This window comes from Ruegeria sp. (assembly GCF_965199275.1).
Taxonomy (GTDB): Bacteria; Pseudomonadota; Alphaproteobacteria; order Rhodobacterales; family Rhodobacteraceae; genus Ruegeria.
On the sequence record NZ_CBDAQX010000022.1, the window covers coordinates 389479 to 407660 of the forward strand.

Below are 18182 nucleotides of genomic sequence, written 5' to 3' on the forward strand. Positions count from 1 at the left end.
GTGGGTTTCGCCCCACTTTTCCGAAGAATTCTGGCAGGCCCTGGCCCGCCTTAAATAGGAGAACGCCAAATGGCAGTCCTCATCGACGAAAATACCAAAGTGATCTGTCAGGGCTTTACTGGCTCGCAGGGCACATTCCACTCTGAACAAGCCATTGCTTATGGCACTAAAATGGTCGGCGGCGTGACCCCCGGCAAAGGCGGGATGGAGCATTTGGGCCTGCCCGTGTTCAACTCGGTCCACGAAGCCAAGCACGTGACCGAAGCCAATGCCTCGGTGATCTATGTTCCACCGCCCTTCGCGGCTGACTCGATCCTCGAAGCAATTGACGCCGAGATGGAAGTGATCGTCTGCATCACCGAAGGCATCCCGGTTCTGGACATGATGAAGGTGAAGCGCGCACTGGAAGGTAGCAAATCGCGCCTGATCGGCCCGAACTGCCCCGGCGTCATCACAACTGACGCCTGCAAGATCGGCATCATGCCCGGCCACATCCACAAGCGTGGCTCGGTCGGCGTTGTGTCCCGTTCGGGCACTCTTACCTATGAGGCCGTCAAGCAGACCACCGATGTGGGTCTGGGCCAGTCCACGTGCGTTGGTATCGGCGGCGACCCGATCAAAGGCACCGAGCATATCGACGTGCTGGAATGGTTCTTGGCGGATGACGAGACCCACTCGATCATCATGATCGGTGAGATCGGTGGCTCGGCCGAAGAAGAAGCCGCACAGTTCCTGGCGGATGAGGCCAAGAAGGGCCGCAAGAAGCCGGTTGCCGGTTTCATCGCAGGCCGCACAGCCCCTCCGGGACGCCGCATGGGCCACGCGGGCGCGATTGTCGCCGGCGGCAAAGGCGGTGCCGAAGACAAGATCGAAGCCATGCGCTCGGCCGGTATCGTTGTGGCAGAAAGCCCTGCGACGCTGGGTGAGGCCGTGCTGGAAGCGATTGGGTAAATGATCAACTGCCGGGCATACGCTCTAAGGGCGGCGCCCGAAAAAAGGGTGGGCGCGTTGCGTCCATCCTTTTCATCTTTAGCTTGGCTGTGGTCTTTGTTCGCGACTGCGATGTTCGCATTTTCTACCGCTGGGCAAGCCAAAGCAATGGAATGTGAAGTTCGAATTGGCTGGTCCAGCGAGGGTCAGTTTATTCAGGACGAGGCTTGCGGCATACACAACGTTGCCAAGGCAAAAGGTTTTTTTGACCTCGAGCTCTCGGGCAGCAAAAAATACCAGTTCCGCTTTCGCGCAAACAAAGAATCCACCAAGGATGAAATAGTGCAACGCGTTGGTTATATTTGCGATTTGATAGGCAGCGAACGGGCCGTTTTCTCAGCCAATCGCGGAAGGGAGCGTGCGCTGATCGTTTCTTTTTCATGTGACGACGCAAGGGGGTGAATTGACTGCCATGACCTTCTCTGACGCGATCCGCACTTGTTTTTCCAAGTTCTTCACCTTCTCGGGTCGCGCCTCACGGCCCGAATACTGGTTCTTTTTCCTGTTCATCGTGATCTGGAGCATCATCGCCGGGATCATTGATGCGCAGTTCTTCACTCAGGTCTCCGTGACCGAGGGAGATGGCGTGAAATCCGTCACCGCCACATCCCGTCAACCGGTGCAAAGCATTGTCAGCCTGATCGTGTTCTTCCCGCATCTGGCCGTCGCGTGGCGGCGGATGCACGATACCGGGCGCAGTGGGCTTTACGCTCTGTTGCCGATCCTGCTGATCCTCGGGGCCTTCGCGGTTCTGATTTTCGGCATCGGCCTTGCCTCGAGTTTCCGGCATGGCGGCAATCTGGACATTCTGTTCACACGTGCCACTCTGCTTATCGTCATTCCGACACTGCTTGTTTTGTTTGTGTCGCCCCTCCTGGTTCTGTGGTGGCTGACCCGCCCGTCTCAACCAGGCACCAACCAATACGGTCCCAACCCATATGAGGTAGCCCAATGACCGAACACACGCCCAATTCCGCGTTCCATGCCTCAAGCTTTATGCAAGGCCACAATGCCGAGTATCTGGAGCAGCTCTATGCCCAGTACACCAAGAACCCCGGTGCGGTGGATGCCGCCTGGGCCGAGTTCTTCAAGGCGATGGGGGACGCTTCTCCGGACGTTCAGCGCGAGGCCGAGGGGCCATCCTGGGCGCGAACCGACTGGCCTCCGATGCCTGCGGATGATCTGACTGGGGCGCTGACCGGTGAGTGGGCCGAGATCGATGCCAAGGCGGCGGGTAAGAAAATCAAGGAAAAAGCGGCAGACAAGGGCGTAGAGGTCAGCGATGACCAGATCAAGCGCGCCGTGCTGGACAGCTTGCGAGCGCTGATGCTTGTCCGGGCCTACCGGATCCGGGGCCATCTGGCCGCCGATCTGGACCCGCTGGGGATGCGCGCGGCCAGCACACATCCGGAACTCGATCCGAAGACCTATGGCTTTACCGAAGCCGACATGGACCGGCCGATCTTTATCGACAATGTTTTGGGCCTGCAGATGGCTTCGATGCGGCAGATCGTCGAGATCGTGAAGCGGACCTATTGCGGCACCTTCGCGCTGCAATACATGCATATCTCAGACCCGGAGCAAGCCGCCTGGCTGAAGGAGCGGATCGAAGGTTACGGCAAGGAAATCGCCTTTACCAAGGAAGGCCGTAAGGCGATCCTGAACAAGATGGTCGAGGCCGAGGGTTTCGAGAAATTCCTGCATGTCAAATACATGGGCACCAAACGGTTCGGTCTGGATGGTGGCGAAAGCCTGATCCCGGCAATGGAGCAGATTATTAAACGCGGTGGTGCACTGGGCGTCAGCGACATTGTCATCGGCATGCCGCACAGAGGCCGCCTGAATATTCTGGCCAACGTGATGGGCAAACCCTACCGCGCGATTTTCAATGAATTTCAGGGCGGCAGCTTCAAGCCAGAAGATGTGGATGGCTCTGGGGATGTGAAATATCACCTCGGCGCCTCCAGCGACCGTGAGTTTGACGGCAACAGTGTCCACCTGTCGCTAACCGCCAACCCCTCACACCTTGAGGCGGTGAACCCGGTGGTTCTGGGCAAGGTCCGCGCCAAGCAGGATCAGTTGAACGACACCGACCGCACCAAGGTTATGGGCATCCTGCTGCACGGGGATGCGGCCTTTGCCGGTCAGGGTGTGGTCGCCGAAGGGTTTGGCCTGTCCGGCCTCAAGGGCCACAAAACCGGCGGCACTATGCATATCGTCGTAAACAACCAGATCGGCTTTACCACCGCGCCACACTTCTCGCGCTCCAGCCCGTATCCCACGGATATCGCGCTGATGGTCGAAGCGCCGATCTTCCACGTCAACGGCGACGACCCCGAGGCGGTTGTTCACGCCGCCAAGGTCGCGACCGAGTTTCGGCAGAAGTTCCACAAGGACGTGGTCATCGATATCTTCTGCTATCGTCGCTTTGGTCACAACGAGGGCGATGAGCCCATGTTCACCAACCCGATCATGTACAAGAAGATCAAGACGCATAAGACCACTCTGTCGCTCTACACCGAACGTCTGGTCAAAGACGGCCTGATCCCCGAAGGTGAGATCGAGGATATGAAGGCCGCCTTCCAGGCCCATCTGAATGATGAGTTCGAGGCCGGCAAAGACTACAAACCCAACAAGGCCGACTGGCTGGATGGGCGCTGGTCGCATCTGGACAAAAACAAAGAGGACTATGTGCGCGGTGAAACCGCCATCGCCCCGGCGACTCTGGCCGAGATCGGCAACGCGCTGACCCACGCCCCTGCGGATATTGCGGTACACAAAACCGTTGCGCGTCTGCTGGACCACAAGAAACAGATGTTCGACAGTGGCAAGGGCTTTGACTGGGCCACAGGTGAAGCGCTGGCCTTTGGCTCGTTGCTGACCGAGGGCTTTCCGGTTCGACTGTCCGGTCAGGACGCGACGCGCGGGACATTCAGTCAACGTCACTCGGGCTTTGTCCATCAGGAAACGGAAGAGCGGTATTATCCGCTGAACAACATCCGCGAGGGTCAGTCGCACTACGAAGTGATCGACTCGATGCTGTCTGAATATGCGGTTCTGGGTTTTGAGTACGGCTATTCGCTGGCCGAACCGAACGCCCTTGTCCTGTGGGAGGCGCAGTTTGGCGACTTCGCCAACGGTGCTCAGATCATGTTCGATCAGTTCATCAGCTCGGGTGAAAGCAAATGGCTGCGGATGTCCGGTCTGGTGACGCTGCTGCCCCACGGGTTCGAAGGGCAAGGCCCCGAACACAGCTCGGCGCGGTTAGAGCGGTTCCTGCAGATGTGTGGTCAGGACAACTGGATCGTGGCGAACTGCACGACACCGGCGAACTACTTCCACATCCTGCGCCGCCAGCTGCACCGCACCTTCCGTAAACCGCTGATCCTGGTGACCCCGAAATCGCTGCTGCGCCACAAGCTGGCTGTCAGCACGGCCGAGGATTTCACCACTGGCTCCAGCTTCCACCGGGTGCTGTGGGACGATGCGCAACAGGGCAACTCGGACACCAAGCTGGCCGCGGACGACAAGATCAAGCGCGTGGTTCTGTGTTCCGGCAAGGTCTACTACGACCTGCTGGAGGAACGCGACGCCCGTGGTATCGACGACGTCTACCTGATGCGGATCGAGCAGTATTACCCGTTCCCGGCGCATTCGCTGATCAACGAGCTTGAGCGTTTCAAAGGGGCTGAGATCGTCTGGTGCCAGGAAGAGCCCAAGAACCAAGGTGCCTGGACCTTCATTGAGCCAAATATCGAATGGGTGCTGACCCGTATCGGCGCCAAACATACACGGCCGCTCTATGTCGGCCGCGCAACCTCGGCCTCGCCTGCGACGGGTCTGGCCAGCCAACACAAAGCTCAACAAGAAGCGCTCGTAAACGAAGCGCTGAGCCTCGAAGGAAAGTAAACGATGACCATTGAAGTTCGTGTTCCCACGTTAGGCGAGTCTGTTACCGAAGCCACGGTTGCGACCTGGTTCAAGAAACCCGGTGATGCCGTGGCCGTGGATGAGATGCTCTGCGAGCTTGAAACCGATAAGGTGACGGTCGAAGTGCCCGCCCCCGCCGCTGGCGTCATGGGCGAGATCGTAGCCGCAGAAGGTGAAACCGTGGGCGTCGACGCTCTGCTGGCGACCATCGCCGCAGGCGAAGGCGCAGCCCCTGCTCCGGCCGCAGCAGCGCCCGCCCCTGCGGCCGCTCCGGCGGCGTCGGGTGGCAGTGTTGATGTGATGGTACCCACGCTGGGTGAATCGGTCACCGAAGCCACCGTCTCGACATGGTTCAAACAGGTTGGTGACGCGGTCGCGCAGGACGAGATGCTGTGTGAGCTGGAGACCGACAAGGTCTCGGTCGAGGTTCCCGCCCCTGCCGCTGGCGTTCTGGCGGAAATCGTCGCACCAGAAGGCACAACCGTGGACGCATCGGCCAAGCTGGCTGTGATCACGGGCTCCGGTGCAGGCGCTGCCGCAGCACCTGCTCCTGCCGCCGCAGCCCCGGCTGCAGCCGCAACCGGCAAGGATGTCGCCAACGCTCCATCTGCAGAAAAAGCCATGGCCGAGGCCGGTCTGTCCGCAGCTCAAGTCTCTGGCACCGGACGTGATGGCCGCATCATGAAAGAAGACGTGGCCCGCGCCGTGGCAACGGCTGCTGCACCCGCGCCTGCTGCCGCTCCGGCTCCGGCCCCTGCGCCACGCGCGCCTGTGGCCGCCGATGACGCCGCGCGCGAAGAGCGGGTCAAGATGACCCGCCTGCGCCAGACCATCGCCAAGCGTCTGAAAGACAGCCAGAACACCGCTGCCATGCTGACCACCTATAACGAGGTGGACATGACCGAGGTGATGGCCCTGCGCAGCCAGTACAAGGACCAGTTCGAAAAGAAGCACGGCGTGCGTCTGGGCTTTATGTCCTTCTTCACCAAGGCCTGCTGCCATGCGCTGAAAGAAGTGCCCGAGGTGAATGCCGAGATCGACGGCACCGACATCGTCTACAAGAACTTCGTCCACATGGGTGTCGCCGCCGGTACACCCACAGGTCTGGTTGTTCCGGTCATCCGCGATGCAGACTCGATGTCTTTTGCAGCAATCGAAAAGGCCATCGCCGAGAAAGGCAAACGCGCCCGTGACGGCAAGCTAAGCATGGCCGAGATGCAAGGCGGCACCTTCACCATCTCGAATGGTGGTGTCTATGGCTCGCTGATGTCCTCGCCGATCCTGAACCCCCCGCAATCTGGTATTCTGGGCATGCACAAGATCCAGGACCGCCCGATGGCGATCAACGGTCAGGTTGTGATCCGTCCGATGATGTATCTGGCGCTGTCTTATGACCACCGGATCGTTGACGGCAAAGGCGCGGTGACCTTCCTTGTCCGCGTGAAAGAGGCGCTGGAAGACCCGCGCCGCCTACTGATGGATCTGTAATCATGGCAACGCATGTTCTGTGGCAAGCCGATGTTGCCGACTTTGATGCCTGGCTGAAGGTGTTTAGAGAAGACATCGCGATGCGCCAGGCCGCCGGTATCCACGACCTGCATGTCTGGCGTGACCCCGATCAAAAGGATCACGCCATCGCCATGTTCGACGTGGATGACGTACAAAAAGCCCGCGCATTCTTCGACTCGGAAGAACTGGCCATGCATCTCGAACGCGGTGGGGTCGCCCATATTCAAGTGAAACTTCTGGACCCGGTCTTACCGTGAAAACTCTGCTGTGTGCGGGACCGCCCTGCACACAGCCCCGCAAATACACGTGAAGCGCGCCTGCTATTGATGTCAGAGAATGCTAACCGACAAACGGACTCTGGTTGAAAAAGGATACTCGTCATGTCTTCCGAACTTTCCATTCTCGTTCTGTACGGCCTTCTGATCGTCGTAGTAGTTCTGTTGAATGTGCTGACAGCCATGTCGCAGGTCGGGTTGATGACATTGGGTGGCGCACGAGATGATATGCCCGCCCTGACCGGCGTTGCGGGCCGGGTCGAGCGGGCTCTGACCAATTCAGTCGTCGCCATGGCCTTGTTTGCACCTGCCATTCTGATCCTGTCCGCCAAGGACGCTTTCACCTCCGGATCGCTGCTGGCCGCGCAGATTTTTCTGATCGCGCGTGTCGTTTTCGTTCCGGTCTACGCCTTCGCAATCCCGGTTCCCTTCCTGCGCACGATCGTGTGGATGGCTGGGTTTCTTGCGACGATCTATCTTTACCTGCTAGCCCTATAACTTAGTACGCCGCACCAGGATGCGGCCAAGACACACCAAGGAGTGCCCTCAATGTCCAGCTATGACGTTATCGTAATCGGAGCCGGTCCCGGCGGCTATGTCTGTGCCATCCGCTGCGCCCAGCTGGGTCTGAAAACCGCCGTTGTCGAAGGGCGTGAGACGCTGGGCGGCACCTGCCTGAACGTGGGCTGCATCCCATCGAAGGCGCTGTTGCATGCATCTCATCAACTGCACGAGGCCGAGCATAACTTTGCCAAGATGGGCCTGAAGGGCAAATCTCCGTCCGTCGATTGGAAACAGATGCAGGCCTACAAGGAAGAGGTGATCGAGGGCAACACAAAGGGCATCGAGTTCCTGTTCAAGAAGAACAAGATCGACTGGCTGAAAGGTTGGGGCTCGATCCCGTCTGCCGGTAAGGTCAAAGTGGGTGATGAGGTTCACGACACCAAGAACATCATCATCGCGTCAGGGTCCGAGCCGTCGGCCCTGCCGGGTGTTGAGGTTGACGAGAAGGTCGTCGTGACCTCAACCGGGGCGCTGTCGCTGGGCAAGATCCCGAAAAAGATGGTGGTGATTGGTGCCGGTGTGATCGGTCTGGAACTGGGGTCGGTCTACAGCCGTCTGGGTGCTGAAGTGACGGTGATCGAATTCCTCAAGGAAATCACCCCGGGCATGGACCCCGAGGTACAGAAGACCTTCCAGCGGATCCTCAAGAAACAGGGCCTCAACTTTGTGATGGGCGCGGCGGTACAAAAGACCGAAGCGTCGAAAACAAAAGCGAAAGTCACCTACAAGCTGCTCAAGGATGACAGCGAGCATGTGATCGAAGCCGATACCGTTCTGGTCGCCACCGGTCGCAAGCCATACTCGGACGGGCTGGGGCTGGATGCGCTGGGTGTTGAGATGACGCCGCGCGGTCAGATCAAGGTCGGCTCGGACTGGCAGACCAACGTGCCGGGTATCTACGCGATCGGCGACGTCACCGAAGGCCCGATGCTGGCCCACAAGGCCGAAGACGAAGGCATGGCCGCCGCCGAGCAGGTGGCCGGCAAGCACGGCCACGTGAACTACGGCGTCATCCCCGGCGTGATCTACACCTGGCCCGAAGTTGCCAATGTGGGTGAAACCGAGGCGACACTGAAAGAACAGGGCCGCGCCTACAAGGTCGGCAAGTTCATGTTCATGGGCAATGGCCGGGCCAAGGCCAACTTTGCCTCTGACGGATTCGTCAAGATTCTGGCCGACAAGGAAACCGACCGGATTCTGGGTGCCCATATCATCGGCCCCGCTGCGGGTGATCTGATCCACGAGGTTTGCGTCGCGATGGAATTCGGTGCCTCAGCCGAAGATCTGGCGCTGACCTGCCACGCCCACCCGACCTATTCGGAAGCCGTGCGTGAGGCCGCTCTGGCCTGTGGTGACGGCCCAATTCATAGCTAAAGCTTTCTGACCCCGGCAGCGATCAGCCTGTCGGGGTCAACCAGGCATCCAGATAAGTTTCCAACCTGTCGGTGAACGTTGTTGCCGAATGCAACGCGCAGAACCTGAGAGACATGGCCTGAATTGCAAAGGCCTGCACGCCTTCGGCCAAAAGTTCGGACGGCACATCCTTGCGCGTCTCAGCCGCTTCAAGCCACATCATCACCACCCGGAAATACCGCTCAAAGCAATAAGCGATCGGCCCAACATCCGCGATGGCAGTTGCGCCGGAATACCGGATCAGCAGATCAAATACATACCGTTCGGACATCATGAAGCTGTGGACGGGTTCCAAGGCAGCGACAAGCTGTTTGACGGTTTTGGGTTGTGGCTCTGCCTCGGCCTGATCCAGACACGCATTCAATCTGTCCGCGATTAGGATCTCCATTAACGCGTCCTTGTCGCGGAAATGCGCAAAGAAGGTGCCCTTAGCGACACCGGCCGTTTGCACCACCTCTTCCACCCGAAGGCCCTCATACCCGCTTTTCTGAATCAACTCTTCCGATACCGCCATCAGGCGGGCGTGGGTTTTCAACGTGCGTTTCTGAACTGTCTTTTGCATGAGGTCAGATTGCATGTTTTTTGACCGTGGTCAAATTTTATATTGACCGCGGTCATTTTTAGGAGACATCCCATGCATGCCAAGAAAATCCTGATTCTCGACGGACACCCTGCCGAAAGCAGCCTGTCCCGTACTTTTGCGAAAACCTACGGCGACGCTGCGCGCCAGAACGGTCATGACGTCCGCCTGATCCATCTGAGCGACCTTCAGTTCGATCTCGATTTTGGACAGGGCAACTATCACGAGTTCAAACCCCTCGAACCCGAGCTTGAGAAGCTGTTGCAGAATTTCGAATGGAGCGACCATCTCGTTATGACCGCGCCGATGTGGTGGGGTGGTCTGCCCGCAAAGCTGAAAGGCCTGATCGATCGCATGTTCATCCCAGGACGAACATTTGATACGCGAAACACCACCAAGCTGGGCTTTCCAGCACCGATGCTGACCGGTCGCACAGCGCGCGTCATCCTGACCTCGGACACACCTGGCTGGTTCATGCGCCTGATCTACCGTCAAGCACTGATCCGGCAAGTCCGCGATCAGATACTCGGCTTCGTCGGCTTCAAGCCAACGCGGTTTACATATTTCGCAGGGGCCAGTGAGCCAAAGCCGGGAAGCGTCGATCGCTGGATATCAAAGGTCGCCAGAATTGGCGCAGAGGCTATCTAGGAGCCGTGCCTACCACATCGTCTTTGCGGCGCGCGCGCCCCATTGGGAGTCGTATTGCGCGCCGCCTTCCTCACCGGATGAGGCTTCTGCAAGGATCTCGCCAACCGTGGGCAATCCTTCGCTTTGATCGCCGCTGGTCCATGTACCAGCCCGCATCAAGGCCCGGGCGCATTGGGTGTAGATCTCGGCAATCGAAATAACGATCACGGTAGCCGGTTGCTTGCCTTGTTTTTCGAACCTGGCCTTCAACCCTTCGTCCGCGGATACGCGTGCAGTCCCGTTCAGGCGGACCACAGTGTTGGAGCCGGGCACGATGAACATCACCGAAACCCTCGGGTCGCGAACGATGTTGCGCAACGAATCCAGACGATTGTTCCCCCGCCAATCCGGCATTGCCAGCGTGTTGGGATCAAGCTCCAAAACAACGGGCCCATCGTCACCACGCGGGCTACCATCGACGCCTTCGGGGCCAACGGTGCTGAGGACACATAGGCGCGATGCCATGATCCATTGCCGGTAGAGCGGTGTCAGGTTGTGCGCGACCTTGCGCAATGACGGAGCTGCGGGCGTGCCATAGAGCGCCTCCAGGCTCGGGATGTCTTCAATGAACTCCATCCGGATCAAACCCCACTTCCTTCATCAAAGCGTCCGAGCGTGTCTCGATCACATCTTCCAAACGGCTTAGAAACGCGTCCCGTTCGACGCCCGGTTCAATCGGGTCGAGGAAATCGACAATCGCCAGCCCCGGTTTGCGCAAGATACCAGTGCGCGGCCAGAATACGCCGGCATTGGTCGCAACCGGCACACACGGAAAGCCCAGCCCACTGTAGAGGATCGCCGTACCGACCTTATAGGGCTTGGACACACCGGGCGCGACGCGGGTGCCCTGAGGGTAAATCACCAGTTGGCCGGGTTCGGCGAATTCCTTGGCGACGTCTTTGACCATCTTGGCCACTGCCGCACCCTTCTTGCCGCGATTGACCGGGATGCAGCCCAAACGACGCGCATACATTCCGATGACCGGGGTCCAGAGAAGCTCTCGCTTCATGATGAATTTACCATGCGGGATGGCGTCGAAGATCATGATGATATCAAGGAAAGACTGGTGCTTGGCCCCGATGACAACCTCGCCGGTTGGTACCGTGCCACGCACCTCGCACCTTATGCCGACCATCCATCCTGCCAACCACATCGTGCTGCGCGCGTAAGTTTTGCATGCGCGCAATGCGCCCTGTTTCGTGAAGATCGCGTATGGCAGATAGGCGATTCCAAGGATCAACATCCAAACGTAAATCACAATCATGAAGATCAGGGAACGGATCCATTGAAAGCCCTGTGACATCAGGAAAGCTCCTTCAACTTGCGGCGGGCGGCGGTCCAGGTGGCGAAGAAGGCAACCACAGCGCCCAGAACGGGGATCAGCAAAGGCAAAACCCAGCCAAGCCCCTGAAACCCTACTCCGGTCAGAAATCCGCCCTCGTCCGAGGGGTCGGGCAAGAGCAAAACGCCCGTCATCCCCAACATCGTTCCGACAAATGCGCCAAAGAAGGCGCGGTAGGTAAAGCGGCGGACAAATGCGCCTGCGATGAACCGATCCCGCGCGCCCACCTGCCGCAGCACTGCGATGATACTGGCATTCGCGGCAAGCGAGGCATTTGCCGCCAGTGTGATCATGGCTGCTGTCGCGCCTCCGATCAGTAGGATCGAGACCCAGCCCAGCCGTCGCAGGGACATCGCCGCATCCACCAAAGGCTCGCGCCAACGGGTATGGTCATCCAGAACCGCTCCGGGCACTTCGGCGCCCAATCGCAGACGGAGACCAGCCGTATCCAGACCGGGTTCACCTTCAACGATTTCAATCAGTTGCGGGATCGGCAGTGTCTCAATCGGCAAATCAGGCCCAAACCATGGCGACAGCAGCGCGGCCTGTTCCTCGGCCGTCAGTGCACGGGCTGAGGCGACGCCGGGTGTCTGGCCAAGAACGGTCAGGGCGGTTTCCGTCTGTGCCGCCATCTGCTCGGCCGGGGCGTTGATGCGCAAGGTGGCAGCCCCCGCCAGCTCCGAGGCCCAGCGATCTGCGATCCGACCCGAAGCAAGCGAAAGCGCCAGTGCAAACACCGCCAGAAACGCCATTGCACCCGAAACAAACAGAGTCAGATGCGCGGTATATCCGGTCGGAGGGACAACGCGATCCGCGCGTGTATCCCGGCGCAACAGGTTCCGGATGTCACCGTTGCTCATAGGTCCGCTCCGGCCAGATGCAGTTTGCGCTGCGAGATGCGCAACACGCGGGCTTGAACTTGGCTTTTGGCCGCGCGGATCAAACTCAGGTCGTGGGTGGCAATCAAGACGGTCTTGCCCATGCGGTTCAACTCGATCAGCAGGCGCAGCAGTCGTTGCGACATCTCCCAATCGACGTTGCCGGTTGGCTCATCCGCCAGCACCACATCGGGCGACAAGATCACGGCACGAGCCAAAGCCGCGCGTTGGCGTTCGCCACCCGACAATTCGGGCGGATGGGCGTCAAGCCGGGCCCCTAGCCCAACCCAGGACAAAAGCTCGGTCAGGTTGTCCTGCTCTTCCGACTCGGCCCGACCCGACACCATCAGAGGCAGGGCCACGTTTTCAGCCAGCGTCATGTGGTCCAGAAACTGGCAGTCCTGATGCACCACACCGACCCGGCGCCGCAGCAGGGCCATCTGATCCCGATCCAGACGCGCGATATCTTCGTCAAACACGCTCAACCGACCCGAGGTCGGCAACAACGCGCCATAGCACAGCTTCAGCAACGTGGTTTTGCCTGCGCCCGAAGGTCCGGTCAGGAAATGGAACGAGCCGGGCAGCAATTTGACTGAGACATCGCTCAGCAATGCGCCGTCGCCATAGGTATAGCTGACATTTTCCAGCTCGATCACAGGTGTCCCCAGTTCTTTTGCCGATCTTCTTGCCCGAGCTTGCCTGCGGTTTCAATGCCTGCACCGAGTCCAATTGGCGACACTTGCCCCGTGAAACCGAAAACGCCCTTTGCTGTTGGGTCTTAACGGAATATCATCCCTGAAAAAACTACTATCGGGCCGAACGTCAGGCCGGGGAGGCAGTATGAGACTTACATGTCCGAATTGCGGCGCTCAGTACGAAGTGCCGGACGAGGTTATCCCCGAAGAGGGGCGCGATGTGCAGTGCTCCGCCTGTGACCAGACGTGGTTTCAGCCCAAGCACCCGGAAGACGCAGCACCCACTGCCGACGCGCCTGAAGCCACCGCCGAGCCGGACGCTAAGCCAGAGCCGACCCCTGAACCCGATACAAAAGTAGAGGTCGTTGATGAGCCGCCGTCCGATACTGGCAAAACCGGCAATGTCGACCCGGCCGTTGCGAGCATTCTGAAGGAAGAAGCCGCGCGTGAGGCGGAGCTGCGCTCTCAAGAAGGCAGCAGCCTTGAGACGCAACCAGATCTGGCGCTGGAGGATTCTGTCGAACCCGAGTTTCAGATCAAGCACCCAACTGCGACCGAGACCGCCGAGGATGCGGGCCAAAAGGATGAGCTTCCTGACGTTGAGACCATCAATTCAGGCATGATGAGCGACGAGGGCGACGACACGCCCCCGGCCAAACAATCCCGTGGCTTCGTGCGCGGTTTTGCCGTGATGCTGATCATCGGCGTGATCCTCTATTTGATCTACGGCAATGCGCAACAAATCAGCGAGGCCGTGCCGCAAGCAGATCCGGTGCTGGACTCCTACGTCTCTTTGATTGATCAGGCCCGTATCTGGCTTGAGACGCAGGCCGGGGCAGGCGGGCCGCAGGAATAATGCGTTCGGGTTTTACCTTAGTCATCAAGTGACACGAATGTCCCGATAACGCTGAAAGCGTGGCAGGGTATTTGTGTCTCAGGTTTAAGCCGAAACGATATAGCGGCTCAGAACCGTTCCAACAGACGCTTGAGGTATTCCAGCTCGATCTCGGGCCGGTCGGTTTCTCCGGTCCGACGGCGGATTTCGTCCAGCAACTCACGCGCGCGGCGGTAAACGTCTTCACCCTGCAACAGGTTGTCATCGGTGGAGATCGACCCGGCCGCACCGGGATTGCGGCCCAGCGGGTCGCGGCTGTTGGCTTGCGCCTCACCTTCCTCGGTGCCTTGTCCGGATTGGTTCTGCTGGTTCTGCGCCATGGCCTCACCCAAGGACCGCATGCCTTCGCGTAGGGCCTCCATCGCTTCGGACTGACGGTCGATCGCTTCGGCCAGATCATTGCCGCGCAGCGCCTCCTCCGCCTCTTCCATGGCACCTTCTGCGCGGCCCAACGCATCGCGCGCCGCGTCGCCTTCGGGGGTGCCTGCACCGGGCAAACCCTGTTGCTGTCGGTTCAGTTCTTGCCGCAGGGCCTGCTGCCGATCCGCCAAAGACCCCTCACCCGGTTGGCCTTCGCCCGCCTGATCCGAGCCCTGACCCTGACCGCCCTGACCCTCGTGGCTTTCGCCGCGGCCCTGACCGCCATTGCGGCCTTCATTGCCCTGATTTTCTCCGGCCTGAGCGCCGGGGTTGAACTGTTCCTGCAGATCGCGGAATGCCTGATCGCTCAGGCCTTGCTGTTCACGCAGGGTCTCGGCCAGGCCTTCCATGGCCTGTTGCCCCTCGGATTGACCACCCTGCCCCTGGCCTTGGGTGACGCGCATGTTCTCCATCATCTGCTGGAACTCTTCCAGCGCCTGCTGCGCCTCGGCCATGCGGCCCTGTTCCATCAATTCCTGAATGCGATCCATCATGGCCTGAAGATCGTCCTGCGTCATCTGCATGCTTTCGCCGTTCTGACCGGACTGGCGCTCATCACTATCGCCGTTTTCCTGGGCAAGACGCTGCAACTGGTTCAGGTAATCCTGCGTGGCTTCGCGCAGTTCCTGCATCAGCTCGGCGATTTCCTCATCGCTGGCACCATTTTGCATCGCTTCGGTCAGGCGCTCCTGCGCCCGGCGCATCCGCTCCAACGCGTCTGCCAGAGTACCGTCTTCGATCAAAACCGCCAGATCCCAAAGGGCCTGCGCGATCTCGGCCTGTTGCTTATCCTTCAAACCGTAGTCGTTGAAGGTTTCCAACCGCCGCAGCGTGACCCGCAGCCGCAGATAGGCGGTGTCGGAGCGAAACAATTCCTCGGGCCGGTGCGAGATCGCCCGCAGCACCTGAGCCACTCGCGGTGCATTGGTCCGCGACCAGAGCAGATCGCGGCGCTGTTCGATCACCGCAGCGACCAAAGGATCAAAAAACCGGCGCGCGGGCAGATCGGTCAAATACGGGTCGGAGGTGCTTTCCTGATCCGAAGCGTCGCGCGCCATCAACGTGATACGAACCGGCAGATGCGCCCATGGGTGCTGCGAGAAATCCTCGATTAGGTCTTCGGTGAAATCCGCGCGGTCGCCGGTAATTGGCATTGGCAATTCGACCTCGATCACCTCGCGAGGTTCCGGATCAGTCGTCAGACCATAGCGACGGTCGACCGAGGCCATGTCCAACTCGATAACCGCCGAGCCAGAGACGATCCCGTAGTCATCCGAGGCCGCAAAGGGCAGCTTCATCTGTCCGCCCGCCTCGGCCTCGGCCTTATCAGCAACCGCTATGCTGGGAGGGGTGTCGGGGATGACATCCACCATCCAGTCCCGCCCAGCCGGGCCGTCAATACGCATCTGGCCTGAACGGGCGACGGTGAAATCCTGCTCGGTTTCGGTCGCGGCCTCGGCACCAAGCGGAGAGCTTGTTTCTGTCAGGCTGTGCGCGCCAACCTCACCATAGAAGCGCAGTGTAACGCGACTGCCTTGTGGGATCGACAGCGTGGGGCCGGTCTGGTCGGCCAGATAGAGCGTCGGTAGCCCGGTATAGCGTGGTGGTTCGACCCAGCCTTCCCATGTAGGCCCTTGCCCTGCTACCGCCGTGCCGGGGGCCATCTCGGCCACCGAGCCAATCCGCCAGAACGAACCGAACAGGACCGCGACCACCAGCGCCAACAAAGCCGCGTAGCGCAGGGCATAAGGATCGCGCGACGCCAGTCTGAGGTTGGGTTTGGCAACGCGCGCTTGCGCCGCGCGGTCCGCCATCCGCGCCTTGTGCGCCTGCCAGAGGGCAACCGAATCCGCATCCCCCGCACCAATCGCCTGATCATCCATCAATGCCTGAATCGGACGCCCGGGCAGGGTTTCATCCAATCGGGCCAGCGCTTCGGCTCGTGATGGCAGGTGGATTTGCCGAATCCCCCAGATCGCGCTGACCAGCAGCGCAATGGCTACGACGACAGCCGCGCCCCACACGATCTCAACCCGCACAAGATCATGCAGACCCAGCATCAACGCGGCCAAAACAGCCATCAAAACCGAGAAAAACGGCCAAAACGCGCGCAAAACCTGCTCGGCCAGCAATCCGGCATGTGTCATCCACACGGACAGGCGGGGAATGGGCAGGTTTTGTTTGTCGCTCAAAGCGGGCCTCCAGAGTTGGCCCGCGCGCCTATCGCGTCAAAGCCACTCAGGTATGGTATCGCGGTTTATGATTTCGTCAAAGCTTGGCCGTTCACGAATTACGGCAAATTGATCCCCATTCACCAAAACCTCGGGGATCAGGGGGCGCGTGTTGTATTCGCTGGCCATCACCGCACCATAGGCCCCGGCGCTGCGGAAGGCGATTAGATCACCCGGCGCAAGCGGCGGCATGTTGCGCTGTTTGGCAAAAGTATCACCGGATTCGCAGACGGGCCCCACGATGTCATAGGGCTGTTGTTCGACCCCCGCTGCGGGTTCCTGTACCGCAACGATATCGTGATGCGCCTCATACATGGCCGGGCGGATCAGATCGTTCATCGCGCCGTCAAGGATGAGGAAATCACGCCCTTCGCCGGATTTCACATAGATCACCTTGCTGACCATCAGACCGGCATTGCCTGAAATCAGGCGACCGGGTTCGATTTCGATCTCGCAGCCCAGATGACCCAGCGTTTTCTTGATCAGCGCACCATATTCCAACGGCAGAGGTGGCGCGTCGTTCGAGCGCGTGTAGGGAATGCCAAGCCCACCGCCTAGATCGAGGCGGCGGATGTTGTGGCCCTCTGCACGCAACTGCTCGGTCAGTTCGGCGACCTTGGTGTAGGCCAGCTCAAACGGCTCCAGCTCGGTCAGTTGCGAGCCGATATGGACGTCGATGCCGATCACCTCCAACCCCGGCAGAGATGCCGCGTGGGCATAGACCTCGGACGCGCGCGAGATCGGGATGCCAAACTTGTTCTCGGATTTGCCGGTGGCGATTTTGGCATGGGTCTTGGCGTCCACATCCGGGTTCACCCGAACGGTGATCGGCGCAACCACGCCCAGCTCCGTGGCAACCGCGTTAATAACTTCCATCTCGGGCTCGGATTCGACGTTGAACTGGCGGATGCCGCCAGTCAGAGCAGTACGAATCTCATCCGCCGTCTTGCCAACGCCCGAAAAGACGATTTTGTCGCCCGGTACACCGGCGGCCTTGGCCCGCAGGTACTCCCCGCCCGAGACCACATCCATTCCAGCACCCGCTTGCGCCAGCGTTTTCAGGATCGCCTGATTGCTGGCGGCCTTCATCGCATAGCAGACAAGGTGATCAGTGCCTTGAAGCGCGTCATCGAACAGCTTGAAATGCCGCAACAGAGTCGCAGTGGAATAGACATAGAACGGGGTTCCGACCGCGGCTGCGATTTCGGAGATCGGGACATCCTCGGCGTAAAGCGCGCCGTCGCGGTAGAGAAAGTGATCCATAGCAGCGCGATTAGACCAAAACCGCCCTATGGATCAATGGATTCGCAGTGAAACGATACGCCGCAGGGGCGTTCAGAAATCGTTCGACACGCCGACACGCGCATAGCCGGACACTGAGACTCCGGTTGAACTGGGCTCTTTTTGCGGTGCAGGCCGTTGGCTGGAGGTTGGTTCGCAGGCCGCAAGCGCGACGAGCGCCAGAAAAAATCCGAAAAGTCGCATGACGTCAGTCTCTGAGTACTAGAACGAAGGGCCGCGCCTTGGCGAGCCAGACCTTAATTGGGTGTTTTACACGAAATTACAACGAGATCAGCGATTAAACGCCTAGGTAGAGTCCAAAACCCCCGCGGCGGAAGCCGATGCCTCCGCCCACATGCGTTCCGCTCGAGCCGACGCCAACACCCACGCTTGCCGTTGGCTGAACCGGCTCACCATCCGCGCCACATCCGGCCAGCGCGAACCCAGCCGCCAAAATCACCGCTATGCGTAGAACTGTCATCACACCAGCGC

General features: G+C 59.7%; 18 protein-coding genes. 10 read left to right on the forward strand and 8 right to left on the reverse strand.

Features of this window, described 5'->3' with window-relative positions:
• The first annotated feature begins 69 nt into the window (after positions 1 to 69).
• The 8 genes from sucD (at position 70) to lpdA (ending at position 8642) form a co-directional block, all read left to right on the forward strand.
• Positions 70 to 951, forward strand: a complete 882-nt coding sequence (sucD, locus tag ACOERD_RS21640; RefSeq protein WP_419740412.1) for a succinate--CoA ligase subunit alpha — start codon at positions 70 to 72, stop codon at positions 949 to 951.
• 111 nt (positions 952 to 1062) lie between these two features.
• The gene (locus tag ACOERD_RS21645) at positions 1063 to 1392 is read left to right on the forward strand and encodes a hypothetical protein (RefSeq protein ID WP_419740413.1); all 330 of its coding nucleotides are present in this window, start codon (positions 1063 to 1065) and stop codon (positions 1390 to 1392) included.
• 10 nt (positions 1393 to 1402) lie between these two features.
• Positions 1403 to 1945 (forward strand): DUF805 domain-containing protein, encoded by a 543-nt coding sequence (locus ACOERD_RS21650; protein ID WP_419740414.1) that lies wholly within the window; start codon positions 1403 to 1405, stop codon positions 1943 to 1945.
• Positions 1942 to 4899, forward strand: coding sequence for a 2-oxoglutarate dehydrogenase E1 component (locus ACOERD_RS21655; RefSeq protein ID WP_419740415.1), 2958 nt, complete (start codon positions 1942 to 1944; stop codon positions 4897 to 4899). The genes ACOERD_RS21650 and ACOERD_RS21655 overlap by 4 nt, the downstream gene beginning before the upstream one ends.
• 3 nt (positions 4900 to 4902) lie before the next feature.
• Entirely contained in the window at positions 4903 to 6408 is a 1506-nt protein-coding gene (gene odhB, locus ACOERD_RS21660) for a 2-oxoglutarate dehydrogenase complex dihydrolipoyllysine-residue succinyltransferase (RefSeq protein ID WP_419740416.1), read from the forward strand.
• Positions 6409 to 6410: 2 nt separating this feature from the next.
• Positions 6411 to 6686: a hypothetical protein gene (locus ACOERD_RS21665; RefSeq protein ID WP_419740417.1), complete on the forward strand. Its 276-nt coding sequence runs from the start codon at positions 6411 to 6413 to the stop codon at positions 6684 to 6686.
• Positions 6687 to 6809: 123 nt separating this feature from the next.
• Entirely contained in the window at positions 6810 to 7202 is a 393-nt protein-coding gene (locus ACOERD_RS21670; RefSeq protein WP_419740418.1) for an MAPEG family protein, read from the forward strand.
• Positions 7203 to 7253: 51 nt separating this feature from the next.
• On the forward strand, positions 7254 to 8642 hold the full coding sequence (gene lpdA, locus ACOERD_RS21675; protein WP_419740419.1) for a dihydrolipoyl dehydrogenase: 1389 nt from the start codon (positions 7254 to 7256) through the stop codon (positions 8640 to 8642).
• 22 nt (positions 8643 to 8664) lie between these two features.
• On the opposite strand, the gene ACOERD_RS21680 is transcribed toward lpdA, so the two are convergent.
• The gene (locus ACOERD_RS21680) at positions 8665 to 9243 is read right to left on the reverse strand and encodes a TetR/AcrR family transcriptional regulator (protein WP_419740420.1); all 579 of its coding nucleotides are present in this window, start codon (positions 9241 to 9243) and stop codon (positions 8665 to 8667) included.
• A gap of 72 nt (positions 9244 to 9315) precedes the next feature.
• On the opposite strand from ACOERD_RS21680, the gene ACOERD_RS21685 reads away from it, so the two are divergent.
• Positions 9316 to 9909, forward strand: coding sequence for an NAD(P)H-dependent oxidoreductase (locus tag ACOERD_RS21685; protein ID WP_419740421.1), 594 nt, complete (start codon positions 9316 to 9318; stop codon positions 9907 to 9909).
• A gap of 9 nt (positions 9910 to 9918) precedes the next feature.
• On the opposite strand, the gene ACOERD_RS21690 is transcribed toward ACOERD_RS21685, so the two are convergent.
• From ACOERD_RS21690 to ACOERD_RS21705, 4 genes are read right to left on the reverse strand one after another with little or no spacing between them, the layout of a single operon-like run.
• Positions 9919 to 10524, reverse strand: coding sequence for a pyridoxamine 5'-phosphate oxidase family protein (locus ACOERD_RS21690; protein WP_170379255.1), 606 nt, complete (start codon positions 10522 to 10524; stop codon positions 9919 to 9921).
• Complete coding sequence (locus tag ACOERD_RS21695) at positions 10511 to 11251, reverse strand: lysophospholipid acyltransferase family protein (protein ID WP_419740422.1); 741 nt, start codon at positions 11249 to 11251, stop codon at positions 10511 to 10513. The genes ACOERD_RS21690 and ACOERD_RS21695 overlap by 14 nt, the downstream gene beginning before the upstream one ends.
• A complete protein-coding gene (locus ACOERD_RS21700) occupies positions 11251 to 12150 on the reverse strand; it encodes an FtsX-like permease family protein (RefSeq protein WP_170661201.1) in 900 nt (299 codons plus the stop codon). Before ACOERD_RS21700 ends, ACOERD_RS21695 begins: the two co-directional genes overlap by 1 nt.
• Entirely contained in the window at positions 12147 to 12824 is a 678-nt protein-coding gene (locus ACOERD_RS21705) for a cell division ATP-binding protein FtsE (protein ID WP_419740423.1), read from the reverse strand. Before ACOERD_RS21705 ends, ACOERD_RS21700 begins: the two co-directional genes overlap by 4 nt.
• Positions 12825 to 13008: 184 nt before the next feature.
• Here ACOERD_RS21705 and ACOERD_RS21710 point away from each other — a divergent pair, with 184 nt between their 5' ends.
• Positions 13009 to 13719, forward strand: coding sequence for a zinc-ribbon domain-containing protein (locus tag ACOERD_RS21710; protein ID WP_419740424.1), 711 nt, complete (start codon positions 13009 to 13011; stop codon positions 13717 to 13719).
• Positions 13720 to 13826: 107 nt separating this feature from the next.
• On the opposite strand, the gene ACOERD_RS21715 is transcribed toward ACOERD_RS21710, so the two are convergent.
• The 3 genes from ACOERD_RS21715 to ACOERD_RS21725 all read right to left on the reverse strand — a co-directional run bounded on the left by ACOERD_RS21715 (position 13827) and on the right by ACOERD_RS21725 (position 18171).
• Positions 13827 to 16370 carry a TIGR02302 family protein gene (locus ACOERD_RS21715; RefSeq protein WP_419740425.1) on the reverse strand — a complete coding sequence of 848 codons (2544 nt, stop codon included), beginning with the start codon at positions 16368 to 16370 and terminating at the stop codon, positions 13827 to 13829.
• Between the two features lie 36 nt (positions 16371 to 16406).
• On the reverse strand, positions 16407 to 17672 hold the full coding sequence (gene lysA / locus ACOERD_RS21720; protein ID WP_419740426.1) for a diaminopimelate decarboxylase: 1266 nt from the start codon (positions 17670 to 17672) through the stop codon (positions 16407 to 16409).
• 316 nt (positions 17673 to 17988) lie between these two features.
• Positions 17989 to 18171, reverse strand: a complete 183-nt coding sequence (locus ACOERD_RS21725; protein WP_170379008.1) for an argininosuccinate lyase — start codon at positions 18169 to 18171, stop codon at positions 17989 to 17991.
• Between the last annotated feature and the right edge of the window lie 11 nt (positions 18172 to 18182).

Coding starts and splice junctions, on each gene's coding strand:
- lpdA (WP_419740419.1), top strand. CDS start 7,254: ATGTCCAGCTATGACGTTATCGTAATCGGAGCCGGTCCCGGCGGCTAT.
- sucD (WP_419740412.1), top strand. CDS start 70: ATGGCAGTCCTCATCGACGAAAATACCAAAGTGATCTGTCAGGGCTTT.
- ACOERD_RS21645 (WP_419740413.1), top strand. CDS start 1,063: ATGTTCGCATTTTCTACCGCTGGGCAAGCCAAAGCAATGGAATGTGAA.
- ACOERD_RS21665 (WP_419740417.1), top strand. CDS start 6,411: ATGGCAACGCATGTTCTGTGGCAAGCCGATGTTGCCGACTTTGATGCC.
- ACOERD_RS21690 (WP_170379255.1), bottom strand. CDS start 10,524: ATGGAGTTCATTGAAGACATCCCGAGCCTGGAGGCGCTCTATGGCACG.
- ACOERD_RS21725 (WP_170379008.1), bottom strand. CDS start 18,171: ATGACAGTTCTACGCATAGCGGTGATTTTGGCGGCTGGGTTCGCGCTG.
- ACOERD_RS21670 (WP_419740418.1), top strand. CDS start 6,810: ATGTCTTCCGAACTTTCCATTCTCGTTCTGTACGGCCTTCTGATCGTC.
- lysA (WP_419740426.1), bottom strand. CDS start 17,672: ATGGATCACTTTCTCTACCGCGACGGCGCGCTTTACGCCGAGGATGTC.
- ACOERD_RS21680 (WP_419740420.1), bottom strand. CDS start 9,243: ATGCAAAAGACAGTTCAGAAACGCACGTTGAAAACCCACGCCCGCCTG.
- ACOERD_RS21655 (WP_419740415.1), top strand. CDS start 1,942: ATGACCGAACACACGCCCAATTCCGCGTTCCATGCCTCAAGCTTTATG.
- ACOERD_RS21650 (WP_419740414.1), top strand. CDS start 1,403: ATGACCTTCTCTGACGCGATCCGCACTTGTTTTTCCAAGTTCTTCACC.
- ACOERD_RS21695 (WP_419740422.1), bottom strand. CDS start 11,251: ATGTCACAGGGCTTTCAATGGATCCGTTCCCTGATCTTCATGATTGTG.
- ACOERD_RS21710 (WP_419740424.1), top strand. CDS start 13,009: ATGAGACTTACATGTCCGAATTGCGGCGCTCAGTACGAAGTGCCGGAC.
- ACOERD_RS21685 (WP_419740421.1), top strand. CDS start 9,316: ATGCATGCCAAGAAAATCCTGATTCTCGACGGACACCCTGCCGAAAGC.
- ACOERD_RS21700 (WP_170661201.1), bottom strand. CDS start 12,150: ATGAGCAACGGTGACATCCGGAACCTGTTGCGCCGGGATACACGCGCG.
- odhB (WP_419740416.1), top strand. CDS start 4,903: ATGACCATTGAAGTTCGTGTTCCCACGTTAGGCGAGTCTGTTACCGAA.